The sequence below is a fragment of the Paenibacillus sp. J22R67 genome, from assembly GCF_059692175.1.
Map to the genome: position 1 here is coordinate 25923 of NZ_JCAUAX010000014.1, position 19036 is coordinate 44958.

Sequence of the window (19036 nt, forward strand, 5' to 3'; positions counted from 1 at the left end):
GAACTGGTGTAATCCATTGATTAGACGGTACTATATAGCAATAACATAAAAAAACTAGACCCAGTACCATAAAGTACTGGGTCTAGTCTTTTCGTCCAACAATGGCACCAAAGCTTAAACTCCACTTCAGCCAAGGAATTCCGCCGGATGCCGGCGCTTAAGCTCAGGAATTGCATACGCCCTCCCGGTCTGTTCCAACCAGCTGATGTAGCTCTGCAGATGACCCTTAGCGTGGTAAGGACCACCTTCCTTCATAACCGTCCATAGAGGATCGTTATCGAACTCCATCGATTCCATCATCGCGTCATGCCATTCATTCAGGTAGTACACCGCATCTTTGCATAGACTCCGCTCAGTCTGCGCAAGATTGTGCTGCTCGTGCGGATCTTCCTTCAAATTGAAGAGCATCTCCTTGTCAAATAAATGATAGCCATCATGATAGGTCCGCACATATAAATAATCGCCGAAGCGGACACTGCGCTGGCAAACATGTGCACATTGCGATACCACCAGATAGTCCCGGCCGCAGGCGTCGCCTGTCTGCAGTGCCGCAGCATAGCTAGTGCCGTCCCACGACGGAGCCGGTGACTTGCCTAGTAGCTCAGCTATCGTCGGTAAAATATCAAGATGATAGTGTAGGCCCTCATCCAAATGGTTCTTCATCATACCCGGCCAACGGATAATCATCGGAATTCGGCAGGTGCCTTGATCAGCGGTTCCGTGTTCACCGTAGATCCCGAGTTCACCCATATTCTCACCATGGTCGGCAGTAATGATCACGACGAGGTCTTCCATTACCCCCTGACGCTCCAGCTCACTGAATAACATCCCGATATGATCGTCCATATGACGGATGCCGCAATCGTAACCGTCAATGACACGGCGCAATCCCTCGCGGTCGGTGAAATCTCCAGGGTGGCGCGGGAATTTCGGATTTGTTTTATTATCAAACATGCTGATCTCACGAGCACTATGTGGACCAACCTTACGTGTGGTGTGTTCCTTCAGTACCTCATCCGTTATCCACGCGGGCAGTGGGTCATTCGCAAACGGGTTGCCGAACTCCTCCGGCGCGCGGTACGGGGTATGCGGATCCCAATAATTCACATACAGGAACCAATCATCCTGCTTCGCATTTTGCTCAATCCAATTCAAAACGACCGGAGTGACCTCCTCGGCGGACTCGATGCCACCCTTTCCAGTGTTATGAATCTCGTTAAAGCCGGCATAGAATGTCCAAGCCGAATGTCTTTCACCGAAAGGACTGATGAGAGCCGTTTTCATGCCAGCGGAGCGAAATAAAGCTGGGAAACATTCACTCGTTAAGCGGCTGCGGAACTGACGATCCTCTCCTTCATGACGAACATCAGCGGCTGTACCACCATGTCCGACAACTCCGTTATGGATGCCAAAACGTCCGGTCATAAGCGCTGTCCGCGAAGGAAAGCATGGAGCATCTGACGTATAGTAATTCGAAAATCTGACTCCTTCGTCAGCAATTTTGTCAATGTTTGGCGACGTATTTCGCTGATAGCCGTAGCACCCCAAATGATCGGGTCTGGTGGCGTCCAAATCAAGCAACAATATTCTCATCTCGTTCTCTCCTTCTAGTAAAATTCAAAATTGAAAACGCTCTCCTTAATGAGAATAGTACTAAACGCACTAGAGAATAGTCCATGCATATTATATGGATTATGTGTACAATTCTCTTCTAATTTATATTTTAAAAGCTTATTAATATAAGGATTATTGAATATTATCATGTATACTGCTAATGTCTAGGTATATTGTCTGAAAGGAACTTTCATATCTATGTTGTCCCTACGTTCCATACACTTTGATAACCGCATTCCGAACTGGCGTACTAATCTGATGTTGTTAAATCATAATGTACTCGTATTAATGATTGACGGTAAAGTTAAATACACCATCAACGATCGCACTGTGATTGGGGAAAAAGGAGAATTGCTGTTCATACCGGTTAACTCGTTGCGAACAGGTGAAAATTATGAAGGTGAGCATCAAAAATTCACCATCTTATTCAATCATGGCGAAGAGGATTCGGAAGAACTTCCTATTTTCGGAAAAAGTCAATTCAGCAAGTGTAAAATCCGTAATTTCGAGTATTTTAAGCAACGATTCGAAAAGCTTTATCTCGAAGTCGTCGGTGACGGCAAATTCACTCGATACTTTGTCAACGGAATTTTACAGGAGTTAGTCGGAATGGCCGCACGTGAATTTGAACTAGTGGAAGTAACTCCTGTCAAGCTGAAGCTTGCGAACGAACTGCAAAAATATTTGGTCGATCACTACAGACAGCCCATACATATCGATGAACTTGCCGCCCTTATACACCGCTCGTCCAACTATACAATATCGATGTTTCGCGAAGTTATGGGCGTCTCACCTATTCAATACATTCACCTGCTGCGTATGAAGGAAGCTTGCAATTTGCTGACGAATTCCGACCTTTCGGTAACTGAGATCTCTAATTATTTAGGTTATTACGATCATTCTTATTTCTTCCGCATTTTCAAAAAGTATACCTCCATGTCTCCCACGGCGTATAAGCAATCGGGATCGTACCCGCCATCACTGCAGTTATTTTAACAAAAAAAGGATTATGTACGATGGTCTGCATGATAGTGTTAAAATAATAGAATAACTTCAGGGAAAAAGATGGACCTAACAGGAGCTGATATCACGCTATGATTGTGGAAAATCACCTTATACTTTGGAACCTCGTATCTCTGAAAATAATTGATGTGCAGCGGACCGAACTGCCGATCGGCGAGTATTCACACACATCCCCGCTTCTGTCGAGTGCTCTATTATACACGGTAAAAGGTCGAGCTCGACTCCATCTGGACGGAGATGAGCACCAAGTTGAGAATGGATATGTATGTCATGCTGGTAAAGGTACAGTTCTTTCTATTATGGACGTCACCGACCCTTTAGAATATTACATCATTTCGTATAAAGCCATTCTGCCCATGCCGTGCAGCCAAGATGTGCTTGAGTTGCTGACTCGTACGGAACCGTTTGATATCCAATATGGTTTTGTACTCAGTCATGCTGCTCCGCTACTCATCCTTTTATCCCGTATGGAACAGGAATGGGGACAGCCGGAAGCGATGGCGAAGCTGCAGGTGAAATCGTTATTTTATCAACTCATTTGCGAGTTGATGGGACAACTGCAGCACCAACAGTTAGAGCAACCTTCACCTGATATGGTGCTGCAGGCAGTCAAATATATGGATGAACATTATTTCGAATCGATCACAGCAGACACACTTGCAACGTTATTCAACAGCAGCTCTCGGACCATGCAGCGAATGTTCAACAAACGGCTGGGTCTTGGCCCGATTGACTACCTGATGCAGATCCGTATAGACAAAGCCAAGGAACTACTTTGTAGTACGAAGGCAGGACTCAAGGATATCGCCGAAGCAGTCGGTTATATAGATAACTATTATTTCAGCCGATTATTTAAACGTTATACGGGCGTTTCTCCAAGCATGTATCGGGAATCGATTCAACAAGCCAGGGGTGATGAACCGGAGAACATTCATTTGATCGAAAAGAAAGCAACGTCGGATCCACTGGATGCACCTGTCCGTCGCTTATTGCGGACGATTATTCATCTTAAAGGCGAGATTCTGCTTCAGCGGCAGCCTGAGAAAATCGCTGTGCTGGATCCCCAGTTCATGGACCATATGCTAGCTTTAGGTGAACAGCCGGCTGGCAGCGTCCTGGACCCCGATGATCTTAGCGGCTTTTCAGAGTATCTGTTCGGAAAGCTTCGTGCCGTCAAGCCTTTGGGCACGATGCGTGAACCCGATCTCGAAGCTCTGCGTTCATTGGCACCCGAGCTGATCATCTGCACCGAGGTTCAGCAAAACTTGTATGCAAGCCTCACGCAAATAGCGCCGACCATCATGCTCGAGCGAAATCGCGACTGGAGAGAAACATTGCGAACCATTGGGCGGATTATGGGTAAGAAACTTGAGGCGGAACAAGTCCTACAGCAATATAAACGCAAAATAAACGGGCTGAAATCACTACTTGCGGCCAAGCTTCATGAGCAGTCTGTAACGATGATTAGACCGTTGGACAATTCAATTAGGCTGCATACATGTGCTCATCGTACGGCGGCGATCCTATACACCGATCTCGGACTGCATCCGCCGAAGCTAGCAGTTGACCGCAAAAGAACCAGTTCCCTGATATCGTTGGAAGGGTTAACAGAGGTGGATGCGGACCATTACTTCGTATTGACCAACAACCAATTTAAGGCGATGTCGGATGAGATCCAGACCACGACGACTTGGAAAAATCTTCGTGCCGTGCAGCAGCAACATGTTTATCAAGCCAAATCGAGCATTTGGATTGCTTATTACGGCCCTATCGCGATGAACCAGGTGGTCGATCAAGTGGCAAAAGTTTTATTGGATGCAAAATAATCCCGTTCTTATATACACACTGTTGTTCCGGATCCGCTGATCCGAGCAACAGTGTTTTTGTTGTCGCCACAATCCATGGCTTATTGGCGCAAATATCCATGGAAGATAACCGAACGAATCGTTATAGTATTGTAAGTGATCATGAGTCTCATTCTCAATAAAAAGTGGAGGAATTATATCATATGTATCCAAAAATCAAGTTCGTATGGACCTTTAGCCTGTTAGTCAGTCTGGTTATCTTTCTGGGCGCATGCTCAAACAACGCCAATCAAAGCAGCACTAATGCTGGGGGAGAAGCGACGAACCAAGCTCAAACTAAGAATAATGAGTCCGTAACAAGCAGCCCCGCAGTGAAGTCCGAACTCCCAGCACCGGTTACAATCAAGCATTTGAAGGGTGAAATGACACTCAAGGAAGTACCCAAAAAAATTGTCGTGCTAGACGTTCAGTTCGCGGATCAAATGATCGCGCTGGGTGTTAAACCGACGGGCAGCGTAATAGCTGAAACCGACAACGGACTCCCTCCGTATTTGGGTGATAAGATGAGCAATATCCCGCTGCTTGGAACCTATTTGGAACCAAATATGGAAGGGATCATTGCCTTAGATCCAGATCTTATCATCGCTACGGACGCCCATAATAAGATATACGACGATTTAGTGAAAATCGCACCGACGATTATTTTACAGCGCACTGAGGACTGGCAGACTGTACTGTTGAAGTTTGGGCAAATCCTGAATAAGCCGCAAGAGGCGCAGCAGTTGGTTGATGGTTACAAACAAAAAGTAAGCGATCTAAAAACGGTATTGGCAACCAAAATGAAGGGCCAAACCGTTGCCTTGATCCGACCAAGAGATAAAATGATTCGTCTCCAAACGACATCACATCGAACTTCACAAATTTTGTACAATGATCTGGGCCTGACTCCACCCCAAATGGCAAACAACGCTAAGGATACAAGTGTAATGATTTCTCTTGAAGTTCTCCCAGAATTGACTGCCGATCATATGTTTCTGCTTCAGGACGATACGAATTTGGAGCTAACGACTAAATTTCAGGAATCTGCGATTTGGAAAAATCTAAAGTCGGTTAAGGACAACCATGTATATTCGGAAAACACAGCACAGTGGATCGGTTATTATGGACCCATTGCCATCAATTTAATTATCGATCAGATCGCTGCTGCGCTCAAATAAACTCGTTTGAACACAGACTACTAGGGGGTTGGGTGTATGAACAAGCAGTCACAGCTCGCGCTGGATGAATGGGATTACTTGAGCCAACAATTTGGCTTGCGTGAATATGGTTCAACTCGTCCTACTTATTCGGTGAAAGCCCTGGACCTGCTGAACGAGGAGATGTGCTCCGATTATCTGGACCAGCTGACAGTGCTTCTACAGTCTCCGTCAAGAATGATCACAGCTTCGCAGTTTTTTAAAAGGTACGCCGCCTTAACCGCTGTTCCGCTGCTGTACGCCATGACCGTGTACAACAAGGGGCTAGATTTATCTGCCGCAAATTGTTATCTTGAACCGGGTCACTCCTGGCTGGAGCATGTCAGTCTTGTCGATATGGGTGCTATCATGCCCGAAGCTGGCGAGCGACATATTTGGCGTAATATGGTTATTTCAGCTCTTTTTGCTGAGAATATAGGGAAATTGATAACGGTCATGTCGAAAGTGGCCAACGTGCCCAAATCAATATTATGGGAAAATGTTGCGGTTCGTGTCTTCTCATTATACGAGAAACGAATCGGGATAACGGGTGAACAGCAGGAGCAGTCCCGAGCAGACTTTCAGTACTTGATTCTTCAGGCTCCTGGCGCTTTGTTCGGAGAAAAACAGAACCCGTTAAGCCGTTTTTATCACAAATCGACACTCACATCTGTTTCTACTGCACCTATGCGGGTCCGCAAAACCTGCTGCTTCTACTATGAGGTCTCCAGTGTCAAAGAATACTGCTCCACGTGCCCTAAGTTGAGGAATTAAGGGATACATCCCCTGTTAATAGCATAAATATTAAAACTAGCGCCGCCCAGCTCCCCGGGTGGCGCTTTGTCTGCTGTTTGAACAGGTTGCCCACTCGAGGAACTGGTGGAAAATACATACCGATCTCGGGGATCGTTGGATCAAAACCGCTCCATGGCAAATCGAGGTTCCTCCCCCGACGACCATTCGATTAATGTCGGAAACCCCTTTATATGCGCGGGCATTAGAAGCAGGCGGACCAACTGCCCTCTCTCCCCCTCAGGAAGTGATGATTGTGGGTTTATTACCCGGTCGTTTATTACCGAGGTTCCCCGCACATGGATTACATTACGTATCAATATGAAGGCTTCTTAGCAAGATGTTCGTCATCAAACCGTAGAATACCGCACCTTGCTTGGGGCTCTTATCAATTTGATTCGGAGTATGGTCCAAAATGGGCTTTTGCTCCAGGCATGCCGATCACGTCAGACAAGAAGATCATCAAGCGTACGGAGCCTAGCCCGTTATTCGCGTATCCGGATTCGAATGCAGAGATTGTTACTGAGCAGTCTCCGGGCGACTTGAACGTGGTCGAAACGACCCTCAATGATGACGGCTACTCGATTCATGAAGAATGGTATCACGTCAAAAACGAGCAAGCGGAGGGCTGGTATAGCCCAACCTATGCCGAGCCTGAGGGTACGGTGAATGATACGGCGTCCATTCAACTTCGGAGAGCAACATCGGTTCAAAATCGGCATAAAGCGCATCGATATCCGCCTCATGCGGCGGATGCCCGTAGCGTTTCTCCCATAGGTATGCAACCCGCTCCATCTGCAGAATGCCACGGATATGCTCGCGCTTCAGCAGCCCCATCGGCGCCCTGGCTTCTTCAATCGTGATTTCAATTTCCCTTCTGCGGAAAACTTTCATAAACACGTTCAACCGCGCGAAGCACCCGTAATCCACCATCGTGCCTGCCACTACAAAAATAACCGCTTTAAACATTTTTCTACCTCCACGTATTAAACTTTGAAAATCCAACATGTTTTTTTTGGATTTTGTTGTTATTTAGTTCTGTCTTACATGAAAATTGGTTTAGGAACGTTAAATATACGTAAATTTTGTGTGTTATTGTTGTTTTTCTTTGTTTTAGTTACACTAGAGATGATTTAGATGGAAACTAACAGAAAAAAGTAAATAGAACTACACAGACGGCTTTGACGGCATCGGGTGTGCAATTCTTGTTCCGATCTTCTCGTGCAAAGACCAAAATCAATTTAAAAATGAATCAAAGATAGTTACGAGTCTAACACTGTTTCTTGCGTCTAAAAATAAGATATAAGGGTACAGGTTCAGCTAAGCCGTTAATTTTGAACAATGGGAGTTGAGGATAATTGGAAAGAAAGAAAAAGTCTCTAAATCACAAAACAACAAGTCGATCTTCCAGAAACCACTCAAAGAGAAGCAGTCCTATTAAGTATGTAATCAAAACAATAAAGCCTCGCTTCGTTGAAGTTAATAAATCATATCCAATCGAAGCTTATTCACAAACGTATCAACGATTACAGGGTCACAACGAACAAGATAAATTAAGAATCCTGTTTACGTTAGATCAGTTAAATATCGGCGGAACAGAAACGCATACTTTAAACATAGCGAGAGAGCTATTAAAACTTGGCCATCACGTGGTCATTGCAGCAAAAAGCGGGAGAATGGTAGATTCCTTTACAGCCCTTGGGTGTCCTATCTATAACCTCAGCTTCGTGAATGAGAGATTTCATAAAAACGAGGAATATGAAGAAGAGATTATCATCCAATTAAAAAATATCATCACCACTGAACGTATACATGTGGCTCATTGCCATCAAGTTCCCTCAGGAGAAATAGCCATCAAAGTCGCAAATCAATTAAAAATTCCAGTTCTCTTTACACTCCACGGCACCTACTATGATAAAAACTTTATAGCCAACTCCCTGCAAAAATGCTCTTCCGTCATATGTGTTAGTCCCAGTGTCAAAAAATCAATCCCCAAATTACAAGTACCAGTTCTCCTGATTCCTAACGGTATTGATACGATCGAATTCGATTACCTTCCGCCTTTGCTTCAATCTAATCTTCGTAAAGAATTAGGGATTCCCGAACAATCCCAGATTATTCTTTATACAGGTCGCTTATCTTGGGAAAAGGCGGATATCTGCGAGAAATTGATTCTTGCAAGTCAGACTCTGCGAGAAGAGCATTTTCCTGAGTTACATTTACTAATCGCTGGCGGAGGTAAACAGGAGGAGCATATTAAGCTTCTGGCAGATCAGGCACATAACCACATAAATAAGGATAAGGTATTTATTCATATGTTAGGAGAAACGATCAACATGCGATCCATTTATTCCATCAGCGATTGCGTAATTGGTACTGGCAGGATTGCTTTAGAAGCCATGGCCTGCAAACGTCCTGTAATTGCAGTAGGAACGAAAGGATATTTCGGAATCATTTCTAAAGAAAATTACGCTCAGGCATGGAATTACTGGTTCGGAGATCATGGCTCCATTCAAAATTGCTCAGAGGAATTGTTTGTCGACGCCATTAAACAAGTGTTGGAAGTCCCTGAGGAGATGCAGATTGAAAACGGATGGCTCGGAAGAAAATTTGTACAAGAAAATTTTCATATTCGTCGGTCTACGGTAAACTTAATCGAAAATTATCAAAAACTCATAAAGAACACCATGATATGAAATCAGATTCATAGCTCAACCCCCTTCAAATTATGAGGCCACCCGTAGGCGGCCTCAAGGATACATATATTTCCATTATCTATGATGAGCCGCCGCCTAATCGATAAATACTCGCCTTTCCCTGCCAATCTTTCGTGACATTACGCGTATCATAAACTAATTTGCCATGATCAATGATTTTCTGAATAGGAATGCCAGAATGATCCGTCAAGATAACGATGCAATCGGCGTTGCTCAGTGTTTCATCCGTCAGCTTCACGCTGTGGAGCTCATTTCCCCCCATTTGAATGCATGGTACAAAAGGATCATGATACGAAACTTTAACCCCTTCATTCGATAGCAGCTTCATGATTTCTATTGCAGGGGACTCCCTAGCATCATTCATATCGCGTTTATAAGCCACTCCGTACAATAAAACATTAGCAGCACTTAATTCCTGATCCTTCAGCTGCAAAATGTGTCTAATTCTTTGCACAATATAACTAGGCATTCTACCATTCGTTTTTTCCGATAATTGAATAAAAGAAGGTTTAATACCAAATTGTTCAGCCTTCCATTGCAAATACAAAGGATCAACAGGGATACAATGTCCCCCTATTCCGGGTCCCGGATAAAATGCCGAATACCCAAATGGCTTCGTTTTTGCTGCGCTAATGATTTCCCATATATTCAAATTCATTGCATCACAGACTTCAGCCAGTTCGTTGATCATGGAAATGTTAACAAACCTATACGTATTTTCTAAAAGCTTTGTGAATTCAGCCGCTTCCGTTGAAGACACCAGAACGACTTTCTCAAAGATTTGGCTGTACAATTGATATACGGCACTTGCACATTCGTCAGTAATTCCGCTTACTACTTTGGGAATTTGTTCAATCGAATAATTTGAATTTCCCGGGTCAACCCGTTCCGGGGAATAACCCAAATAGATATCCGTCCCCACTTCTAAATGACTTCTTTCTAGCAAAGGCAGCAATACTTCTCTCGTCGTACCGGGAAAAGTGGACGACTCCAAAATAACCAGTTGCGATTTCGTGATTCTGCAGCTGATCTCTTCACCAGCTCCAAGTAAATAGCTCAAGTCCGGAATATGATCAGCAGTTAAAGGGGTTGGTACACATATCACAATTGCATTTGCAGCTTTAATTAAATCATAGTCATCTGAAACGGCCAATCTCCCCGTACTCAAAACCGAACGGAGCTTTTCCTCACTCAAGCTAGACAAGTAACTGGTTCCATTACGCAAATTATTGATTTTCTCCGAGTTCATATCAATCCCTATGACATGATAACCTTTACTTACAAAAGTCATAGCTAATGGAAGACCCACATAACCTAATCCGACGACAGCTATAGTTTCAACATTTGTAATATTTTCATTTTCCAATCTTCGTCTCCTCCTGATGTTAAATTACAGTGATTCGGTGTGATTGTTAACCAAATACCATCACCCTATGACGCTGAATTATGGAATATAGCGCACTATGTAATATATTCATGGATTGTCCATCTTGTATGGTTATACGACATATCATTTTGAATACTAGTGTGCCTATTTTCTATCAACAAGCTAATTTGAGAGGTTTACAATAAACGATATGATTCCACCTTAAATGGCCGTCCCTTAGTAAAAAATCTACTTGGGACGGCCATTTTGTTATTGATTTTCTAACCATTGATCAACTGGAACATCGCGTAATTTACGAGCAGGAGATCCGGCGACGAGTTCTTTTGATTTAACATCTTTTGTTACGGTGCTGCCGGCTGCAACCACGCCATCTTGTTCGATCGTTTTCCCTGGCAAAATAGTTGCGTTCGCGCCTACTCTGCCTCCTTTTTTGATAGTAACGCCTTTATATTTACCGAACCTCTCCTTGGTTCTCGCCATATAATTATCGTTGGTAGTTACTACACAAGGAGCGACAAGTACCGAGTCCTCCAACATGGAATACGCAGTAATGTAACAGTTTGTTTCTAGCTTACATCCTGCCCCGATTTTACAGTCGTTTTCTATAGCGACTCCCCGGCCAACGATCATTCGTTCTCCGATCGTCACTCTTTCCCGTATCGTAGCCAGATCAGCGACAAAGACGTGATCCTCCAAATGAGCGTCAGCATAAATGATCGACGATGTACCGATTATGCATTCTTCTCTGATACTTGCAGCGGGTACTTTTTCCGTTTGATTCATGATTGCTGAATTTTTGGCGTCTCGTAAAAATGTATGTTTATATCGATGCCGACCGACCGAAGGGTCTATTTTCATGGGATTAGGGTAAAAACCATATTACAAGTGTTCGTTAATGAATAAAAATATATATATCTGCAAGTATGGATTGTCATTAGAGAGGGGAAAATCTTTTGAAAGTTTTACACCTTCCATATGGAATTGGTATTAGCACTTTAAGTCAGGCATTACGCACTCAGGGAATTGACTCTACTTCATGCAGTTTTAAAAATAACTCTTACACTTAAATGGCCGATATTCAAATGCATTTTGATCAATACCCGCCGGAAAAAGCAAACGAGATGAGAAAGGTGTTCTTCAAGGAAGTGATGGAGAAATATGATATTTTCCATTTTCATTTTGGAGAAACATTCTTTCCTGATAGGAGGGATTTGGAGCAACTCAAGAAAAAAGGTGAAAAAATGGTTGTTAACCATCGCGGTTCTGAAGCTCGCATGCTGTCGATAGCGAGACGTTTCAATAATCCATATGTCTGCGTAAAATCCGCCTGGAAGGACGAAAAAAAGATACAGGCTAACCTAAAGACTTTATCCACCTATATAGACCATGCCATTGCAAATGATTTTGAATTATTGCCTTATGTTGAACCTTGTTATAAAAAAATTCATGTACTACCGCAGGCAATTGAGGTAAATCAATTTCAGGCCAATTATCCGTCAAAAGACTTCACTCCCTTAGTTGTCCACGCATCGTCTCGCAGGGAAATTAAATGAACCCAATTTATTTTGGCTGCTGTCAAGCAGTTAAAAAAAGAAGGAGTCAATTTCAACTTCAGATTAATAGAAAAATTACCTCACACCGAGGCTCTGGAGCTGTATCAAAAATCTACGATCGTGATTGACCAACTTCGAATAGGTTCTTATGGGCATTGGAAGCGATGACAATGGGGAAACCTACAATTTGTTATTCGTGAAGATCTTCGGGTTAAGTATCCGTCCCAGCTGCCCATTGTAAGCGCCAACCCAGATACAATTTACGATGTTTTGAAGAATCTGCTGCGCAGTCCCGAACGAAACGATGGAGACACCTTGGCAAACAAGGCCGGCGATATGTCGAGCAATAACATAGCCTAGAAAAGACAGCTAAATCACTAATCGCTATTTATAATCAGTTGTAACAGATGGACAATTACTCGGTCGTAATGGGGAGAAAGCGGGGAATGCCGTAATGAAAGTGCTACATCTACCCTATGGCATCGGGATCAATTCGTTGTCCCGTGCACTGCGCGCCCAAGGCGTCGATGTGAAATCGTGCTGTTTTAACTCAAACAATTCCTCCTTGACCATGCCTTTTGTTGTGAATTCATGAATCGGAAGTTCAACCGGCTGTCCTTCTAATATCGACTTATAGACGGCAAGTACGATTTCCAACGAATGCAGCGTTGTTTCCGCCAAGGACTGGACTTATAATAATCATCGTCCCTATTCCAGCGAACAGAAACAATGCCATGCATTAACTGCCCAAAACAACCCTCATCCACTGCTTTTTTCATCGCTTTGATTTGAGACAAATATCGTGTTTGCAACGAAACCGCTAGAATGCGTCCATGTCGTTTAGCTTCTTGTGCCACATGGCGGGCATCACGAATTGATAATGCCAGTGGTTTTTCCACAAGAACGTGTTTTCCTGACTCAAGAGCCACCAGCGCTAACGGAATGTGTGAATCCGTACTCGTAGTGATCACAACGAGATCAATGTCTTGCTGCTTTATACAGCTATCTGAATTCGTGTACAGAGCAAAGTGCGACCAATTGTGCCGCTGAACCCAACTCATTTATTGCGCGCACATGTTTCTCAGCTATATAACCGCAGCCAATTAGAGCGATTCGAATAGGCTTCATACGGCAAACTCTCCTTTCCATATCGAGACATTAGATCGTAACATGAGCTTGATAATCCCCATCACAATTAATTTTGACGCATTCATGCATTAATAATTTATCCGATATTTTCCATGTATGGCCACTTTGGTCAATCCTTCGAATACAAATGTAGTTAAATTTGTCCGACGCAAATAGCTTAAGGCCCTTCGACATACAATCTCTAAGAAAATAAGCATCTGACCCTGAAACAACGTTCGTTCGAAACGATACAAGATCAAATACTTCCTTTTTTACAACAAGAGTAGATCCTGCAACATGATAAAAAAATCTGTTTTGGATATATGGAAACTTAAGAACCAAACGTTGCTTACTTTCGAAATATATAAAAAATGCTTTTTTCCCCACAATATCCGCATTCGATACATCAAAAGCGTGCATCATATCGGTCAAATAATAGGTGCCGTAATAATCATCATCATCCAACTTAGCAATATAATCGTATTTTGCGTGTGAAACTCCAAAGTTTAAGCATGCCCCCAAATTTTTATTTTCATCAACCTGATACACGGAAATTCCCACGTAGTTTGCAGCCTTTTTACACCATTCTGTAATATCCATTGAATTGTTGTTTAGTACAATAATTAATTCTTTGTGTGACCATTCCTGCCGGTTATAATTAGCGAAAATATTCTCGATAAATTGTTCGCGATTCGTGCATGTAATAACAGAGACAGCCCTTTCCTCCTTTTTTTCGAAATTGCCAACCGCCAATAATTGTTGAACCCTTCGTATAAATAATGACATCGCTACTTTATCCTGTTGAAGCTCTTTAAAACTTACAGGCAAATAATAGACTCTATCGCACACATTTCTGATCTGATCGCTTAACTCCTCTTTAATAGATAAAAAAGCAGTTTCAATTCCTTTGTTTTTACTGCTTTCTAGGATATTAAGCAATTTGCTTCTGTTAAATTGCCATTCTTCAGAGGTAGATACCACTAAGAGTTTTTCAGGTTTCATATCCTCTATTTGCTGTCTCCAGGACAATAGATCCAATTTCTGAAAGATGCATAAATCCTCGAAGAGTTGTAAGCTGGGTGCATCTATGAAGCAAGCTACCTTAGTTTTGCTCATCATGTCGGTTTGACACCCCCTTATTAAATGAGTGGAATAATTATTTACTCAAAATAATATGAAATAAGACTGTGATATTTAAATCCGGCTTAAGCCATATCAAACAGAGTTGAGGTGTACCATGCCGAATGGTCGAACTGCAGGTCTTGTCAGTATTATTGTTCCTTGCTACAACCGGGAACGCTATATAAAAGAATGTTTGGACAGTTTAATCCAACAAAGCTACCATAATATAGAGATCATTATTGTTGATGATGCATCCACAGATGGGTCAAGGCTTGAAATTCAATCATGGATGAAATCCATTGAAAAGAAAGCTCCTCATTTTTCTTTAAAGGAACGCGTGCAACTTCTTACTTTACCTCGAAATGCAGGCTTTTCTGGAGCCGTAACCACTGCAATGTTCTTGTCTCAAGGCGAATTCATTGCTATGCAAGATTCCGATGATCTATCTCATCCCGACAGAATTATGAAACAAGTTCTATTTCTACAATCCAATCCTCACGTAGGGGTTGTCGGGACAGTGTACGCTACTTTCAGCGATGGAATATTCGACCAGCAGAAAAAAGCGAAATGGATTCGGTTCGGCGAACAAATTAAACAGGCCTATGCAAATGGCAAACATTGCGTTTGTCATGGGACGATATTGTTTCATGGACATATATTCGATAAACTTGGAGGCCTAAACAGACGGTATCAAGGTGCCGAAGATTTCGAATTCATCGCTAGGTGTATTTCGAAGAGCATTACATTCGACAATCTTCCTGAGGTTTTGTACTATTACCGGAAACATGGGGATCAACGATCCCGTCAATTTTACGGCAAGAAAAGTGATAAAATATGATTAGCTGCATTTGAATTCAGGTACAATACGACTGAATAGTGTTTAAACCATTGTTCGATAGCACCCATTTAATAAAATCCTCATGAACTGCCAGTTTCTTTTTCAGCTTCTCATTATTAGATCTGGAATGAACTGCGGCGCAAACAAAAAATAAACTGACCTTTGCCATTTCTTGCGGAAGTTGTTGTTTTTCTTCACTTGTTAATTGGCCATACCCTTCCAAAAACGAATTTGAAAATGAATAATGACAGGTGCCTGAAAAAAAATGATGTATACCCCACAACGTATATGCAATGTCAAAAATACGCTCCGCTCGCTGTACAAAGTCAAAATCCATAACGCAATTGACTTTATCGTTCTTGTATAATAGATTCCAAAAATGCCAATCTCCGTGGATCACGGTTTCAGGTAAGCCACTCGGTTCACTTTGACAATTCCCCACTCCCATAACCCAATCATGAAGATCCACGATTCTGTTTTTCGTAACCTCCGAAACCTCAGGCATTTCATGAAGCTTAAGTAAACATGAGGACAAAAATGTTTCTGAGGGATATAGGGACCAATTGAGGGGGGGGCCTGGCTTTTCTTCTACGAGTGCATTGTGGAATTTTCTAAGCATGACGCCACTCAAGTAAACTTGCTTGACAGAATTGGAAAATGGAAAAGCTTTAATAAACGGTGATACTTGTACTAAATTTCCGTCCCATTCCGCGTATACCTTGCCATTCTGATTCGTTAGTGGCTCAATAACCGGTACCCCTTTGTTACAAAGCGTAGAAATGATGTCTTGGACATATAGGATTTGTGGAATGCTTGCAGAAGGTGACATTTTCCGAATCACATAGTTACCTTTAGATGTCTCCACCTTTAAATTTAAATTAAAGTGGCCACCGAGTTTTTTTTGTATGGCTTTTAATGCGCCTATATCGAACTCGTCACATAGTCTTTGAATTTCATTAAGAGGATACTCATTTTGCTCAAGTGAGTTCTTAACATCGTCAGACATTCGCAGTCTCCTTTCGAGGCTACTTTACTGAAATTCTATTCAAGTACGCCTGGCTTACAGCACAACCTCTACTAACAGTTAATTCATAAACCAACAAATTTGATATGGACAAATGAGGAGAATCTATGTCCATCTATGTCCAGAATGAAAAATGAATAATTTATCATTTTTGGATATAAAATATATGATTGGATATTTCGGGATCGTGACTGGCGAAGCAAACGAGCAAGGAATTTAGGCTTCATGCGCATGCGTCATCACATTACAACTCCCCACCTACTTCCTTACTAAAAAAGCGTTCACCCAAGAGGGTGAACGCCTACTGTATATCTTTATCCTCAACTTCAAGACTTTATTTGTTACTTCAGAACCTTGTTTGTTACTTCAAAACATTATTATACCGAACATAATTAATTGTTGGAGTATCAGCTCGGCATGGTATGTTACTTCTCTCTATTGTCATTTAAAATCATTTCCCTGTACTGTCCCGGTGTCAAACCAGTCGTTTTCTTGAAATAGCGTATAAAATTTTGTGAGTTATTATATTGAAGCTTTTGCGACATATCGGCTATTTTCATATCTGTTTCCGACAGCCACTTCTTGGCGATTTCCATCCGGTATGAAAGCAAGTAGTCGGTAAAATTAATATTCAAGCTTTTTTTCAACGCGCGTCGGATGTAGCTGGAATGATAATTAAGTCGCGAGGCGCATTCCTCCAGCGTTAATTCACGGTCATATTCACTTTGAATAATCCGGATGACCTCATTGGATATCTTGTGGTGCGGCGCTTCCTTGTTCTGATCCTCCGTATGTATAATCGGCTCAATAATTTGCACCATGAACCAATGCTCGATTTCCTGAATTGTGTTGAATCGTTTCAATTGTTCATACAACGGAATCGCATCGGTATCGACCAAGAACAGAGCCCGATCCTGCCGCTCTGGGATATACAACAAATCCAGCAGAAGCTTCATCAGCCAGTTATACATCTGGTTGTGTGTCAGCTCCCGATTAGACAATATTTGTAGAAATTCCTTTAATAACACATTGGCCCGCTTCTCATCCGTGAACTTCACTGCTTCCACTAGCTGCTTCTCCAAATGGTCAGGGAAAAAAACCATTTGCTTCTCCGGCTCTTCATTTTCGATAAACAGGATCGTCTCCGTATCTTTCGTAATCCGATACTTAAGCGCATCAAGCCCCTCTTCATATGCCTTAGGAGTATCTTTATACATCCGGAAAGGGCGGCTGATGCCTGCGCTGACGTGAAGGTCTAGAAATGTTAGCACGCTGGCCTGAACCTGCTTGATCGTTTCATATAGAAATTCCTTAAATGCCTCTGGTGAATCGTGATTGCCATGGATGATGGTTACCTGCGATTGCTCAATGACTACCGGATTTATACGGTACTCGATCGGCACCAGCTCCTCGACAATATTGCTGACCGCAAACAATAGCAGGTCACGGTCGCTTTCTTGGTAGCGGGTAGGCTCAAGTGTATCAATTAGAATCACCACAACAGCGAGCCATCGGAATTCAGGGGTATAACCGAACTGCTTGATCTGCTCTTCAATTTCTGTGGTCGACAGTTCCCCCTGCACCAATTTATAAATCATAAATGGTTTCAATTGGTTCTTTAAACTTTGTACATAGTTAGTCATATTCATATAATTTTGCGACATTTTTTCCATTCGGCTTTCGATGACCTTGAACTCATCCTTCGGAGCATGAGAATCAGAAACTTCACCCGGTTGTGCGGTCCTCTGATATAAGCTTCGGACAGGCAAATACAGCTTATTCGCCCCTTTCAGCGAGAGTATGGAACTCAAAGCAATGATGACGATACAGGCCCATATCGTAGCCCAACCGATCGATTGCGATTCCCGTGTAAGGCTGTCTAGCGAAACGACAGATAGGTATGTCCATCCGTTATAGGACGATTTGCGGTATGTGAAGCCGTATTCTTCCTTGCCCATTTGTTGAATACGGTAACCAGTGGGGTCTGAAGCTGCAGTCATCTCCTTCAACAACGGCGTATTTCGAACGACCGTATCCAATGATGACGCCATATCAGTGGCGATAATATTGCCTTTGTCGTCTAAAATGATCAACGACCCCAGATCGCTGCTTTTCGGGAGTACTTTGAACAGCTCCTGATTCGACATCTGGGTCACCAGAAAAGCACTAGGTTTCACCGAAAGGTTCGGAAATTGTTTGAACAAATAAACATTCGTTTGTGGAGGCTTTCCTGCTTTTCCTTCCACCGTTTGCGTGATCCATTTGAACTGCCTGTCCAGTGGAGAAAACGATCGAAACAGCTGGAGGTCCTCCGATTCTTCCAGCTTGGTGTACCCCTTATTGCTAATCACCCACTGCTGATCGATATTAATCAGTCGAATATCGAGAATTCCCAGTTCATAAATTTGAATGCGCTGCATCGTTTCCAGCAATCTGTCAACCAGCGGGAAATCGTTGGCCTTTATCTGTACTGGCAGAATATCAGTAACCGCCTGTGAAGTACCAAGTTGAAAAATGGAGAAGTCGACGATTTTTAGCGTGTTTTCAATTTGGATTTGTGTCTGCTGAAGAAGCTGCTCATTTCCTTTCAGCACTTTGCTTTCAATGATGCTCGATGATTTCATATACGAAAAAATGCCCAGCGCCATAACCGGTATGGCGCCAAGCAGTAGACATAATGCGAACAGTTTCACTTGATAACGGGGCAAATTCAGCTTCATGACAATCTCACTTTCTTTATGCCAATTCAAAGATTCGACTGCGTACATTATCGCATGAAGTTGGTACCATCGCACCCT

15 protein-coding genes and 1 pseudogene are annotated in these 19036 nt (G+C 42.7%); 8 read left to right on the forward strand and 8 right to left on the reverse strand.

All coding sequences use genetic code 11. The features are described 5' to 3' along the window. Positions 1–126 precede the first annotated feature (126 nt). On the reverse strand, positions 127–1593 hold the full coding sequence (locus AC58VC_RS32980; protein ID WP_497375349.1) for a sulfatase family protein: 1467 nt from the start codon (positions 1591–1593) through the stop codon (positions 127–129). 219 nt (positions 1594–1812) lie between these two features. Between AC58VC_RS32980 and AC58VC_RS32985 the strand changes: the two genes are divergently transcribed. The 6 genes from AC58VC_RS32985 to AC58VC_RS33010 all read left to right on the forward strand — a co-directional run bounded on the left by AC58VC_RS32985 (position 1813) and on the right by AC58VC_RS33010 (position 9165). Then, the gene (locus AC58VC_RS32985) at positions 1813–2610 is read left to right on the forward strand and encodes a helix-turn-helix domain-containing protein (RefSeq protein WP_497375351.1); all 798 of its coding nucleotides are present in this window, start codon (positions 1813–1815) and stop codon (positions 2608–2610) included. Between the two features lie 98 nt (positions 2611–2708). Beyond that, positions 2709–4463, forward strand: a complete 1755-nt coding sequence (locus AC58VC_RS32990) for an ABC transporter substrate-binding protein (RefSeq protein ID WP_497375353.1) — start codon at positions 2709–2711, stop codon at positions 4461–4463. Between the two features lie 182 nt (positions 4464–4645). Beyond that, on the forward strand, positions 4646–5659 hold the full coding sequence (locus AC58VC_RS32995; RefSeq protein WP_497375355.1) for an ABC transporter substrate-binding protein: 1014 nt from the start codon (positions 4646–4648) through the stop codon (positions 5657–5659). Positions 5660–5695: 36 nt separating this feature from the next. Continuing rightward, positions 5696–6451: an IucA/IucC family C-terminal-domain containing protein gene (locus tag AC58VC_RS33000; RefSeq protein WP_497375357.1), complete on the forward strand. Its 756-nt coding sequence runs from the start codon at positions 5696–5698 to the stop codon at positions 6449–6451. Positions 6452–6768: 317 nt separating this feature from the next. After that, entirely contained in the window at positions 6769–7332 is a 564-nt protein-coding gene (locus tag AC58VC_RS33005; protein WP_497375359.1) for a hypothetical protein, read from the forward strand. 495 nt (positions 7333–7827) lie between these two features. Continuing rightward, positions 7828–9165 carry a glycosyltransferase gene (locus tag AC58VC_RS33010; protein WP_497375361.1) on the forward strand — a complete coding sequence of 446 codons (1338 nt, stop codon included), beginning with the start codon at positions 7828–7830 and terminating at the stop codon, positions 9163–9165. Positions 9166–9244: 79 nt separating this feature from the next. Here the strand turns inward: AC58VC_RS33010 and AC58VC_RS33015 are convergent, their stop codons facing one another. Continuing rightward, complete coding sequence (locus tag AC58VC_RS33015) at positions 9245–10552, reverse strand: nucleotide sugar dehydrogenase (protein WP_497375363.1); 1308 nt, start codon at positions 10550–10552, stop codon at positions 9245–9247. A 270-nt stretch (positions 10553–10822) separates the two neighbouring features. Further along, the gene (locus AC58VC_RS33020) at positions 10823–11356 is read right to left on the reverse strand and encodes an acyltransferase (protein ID WP_497375365.1); all 534 of its coding nucleotides are present in this window, start codon (positions 11354–11356) and stop codon (positions 10823–10825) included. Positions 11357–11640: 284 nt separating this feature from the next. Here AC58VC_RS33020 and AC58VC_RS33025 point away from each other — a divergent pair, with 284 nt between their 5' ends. Continuing rightward, positions 11641–12126, forward strand: a complete 486-nt coding sequence (locus AC58VC_RS33025; protein WP_497375367.1) for a hypothetical protein — start codon at positions 11641–11643, stop codon at positions 12124–12126. Between the two features lie 474 nt (positions 12127–12600). Here the strand turns inward: AC58VC_RS33025 and AC58VC_RS33030 are convergent, their stop codons facing one another. From AC58VC_RS33030 to AC58VC_RS33040, 3 genes and pseudogenes are all read right to left on the reverse strand, one after another. Beyond that, entirely contained in the window at positions 12601–12783 is a 183-nt protein-coding gene (locus tag AC58VC_RS33030) for a hypothetical protein (RefSeq protein WP_497375369.1), read from the reverse strand. Next, positions 12747–13275, reverse strand: a pseudogene (locus AC58VC_RS33035) (Gfo/Idh/MocA family protein). The gene AC58VC_RS33030 and the pseudogene AC58VC_RS33035 overlap by 37 nt, the downstream one beginning before the upstream one ends. Before the next feature lie 9 nt (positions 13276–13284). Beyond that, entirely contained in the window at positions 13285–14373 is a 1089-nt protein-coding gene (locus AC58VC_RS33040; protein WP_497375371.1) for a glycosyltransferase family 2 protein, read from the reverse strand. A gap of 118 nt (positions 14374–14491) precedes the next feature. Between AC58VC_RS33040 and AC58VC_RS33045 the strand changes: the two genes are divergently transcribed. Continuing rightward, positions 14492–15214, forward strand: coding sequence for a glycosyltransferase family 2 protein (locus AC58VC_RS33045; protein WP_497375373.1), 723 nt, complete (start codon positions 14492–14494; stop codon positions 15212–15214). Between the two features lie 16 nt (positions 15215–15230). On the opposite strand, the gene AC58VC_RS33050 is transcribed toward AC58VC_RS33045, so the two are convergent. Both AC58VC_RS33050 and AC58VC_RS33055 read right to left on the reverse strand, forming a co-directional pair. Next, positions 15231–16220 carry a phosphotransferase gene (locus tag AC58VC_RS33050; protein WP_497375375.1) on the reverse strand — a complete coding sequence of 330 codons (990 nt, stop codon included), beginning with the start codon at positions 16218–16220 and terminating at the stop codon, positions 15231–15233. 443 nt (positions 16221–16663) lie between these two features. Continuing rightward, on the reverse strand, positions 16664–19006 hold the full coding sequence (locus AC58VC_RS33055; protein ID WP_497375377.1) for a helix-turn-helix domain-containing protein: 2343 nt from the start codon (positions 19004–19006) through the stop codon (positions 16664–16666). Between the last annotated feature and the right edge of the window lie 30 nt (positions 19007–19036).

Excerpts from the sequence above, each read along its gene's own strand:
- AC58VC_RS33040 (WP_497375371.1), bottom strand. The coding sequence starts at position 14,373 with ATGATGAGCAAAACTAAGGTAGCTTGCTTCATAGATGCACCCAGCTTA.
- AC58VC_RS33020 (WP_497375365.1), bottom strand. The coding sequence starts at position 11,356 with ATGAATCAAACGGAAAAAGTACCCGCTGCAAGTATCAGAGAAGAATGC.
- AC58VC_RS33025 (WP_497375367.1), top strand. The coding sequence starts at position 11,641 with ATGGCCGATATTCAAATGCATTTTGATCAATACCCGCCGGAAAAAGCA.
- AC58VC_RS32980 (WP_497375349.1), bottom strand. The coding sequence starts at position 1,593 with ATGAGAATATTGTTGCTTGATTTGGACGCCACCAGACCCGATCATTTG.
- AC58VC_RS33050 (WP_497375375.1), bottom strand. The coding sequence starts at position 16,220 with ATGTCTGACGATGTTAAGAACTCACTTGAGCAAAATGAGTATCCTCTT.
- AC58VC_RS33055 (WP_497375377.1), bottom strand. The coding sequence starts at position 19,006 with ATGTACGCAGTCGAATCTTTGAATTGGCATAAAGAAAGTGAGATTGTC.
- AC58VC_RS32985 (WP_497375351.1), top strand. The coding sequence starts at position 1,813 with ATGTTGTCCCTACGTTCCATACACTTTGATAACCGCATTCCGAACTGG.
- AC58VC_RS33045 (WP_497375373.1), top strand. The coding sequence starts at position 14,492 with ATGCCGAATGGTCGAACTGCAGGTCTTGTCAGTATTATTGTTCCTTGC.
- AC58VC_RS33005 (WP_497375359.1), top strand. The coding sequence starts at position 6,769 with ATGGATTACATTACGTATCAATATGAAGGCTTCTTAGCAAGATGTTCG.
- AC58VC_RS33000 (WP_497375357.1), top strand. The coding sequence starts at position 5,696 with ATGAACAAGCAGTCACAGCTCGCGCTGGATGAATGGGATTACTTGAGC.
- AC58VC_RS32995 (WP_497375355.1), top strand. The coding sequence starts at position 4,646 with ATGTATCCAAAAATCAAGTTCGTATGGACCTTTAGCCTGTTAGTCAGT.
- AC58VC_RS32990 (WP_497375353.1), top strand. The coding sequence starts at position 2,709 with ATGATTGTGGAAAATCACCTTATACTTTGGAACCTCGTATCTCTGAAA.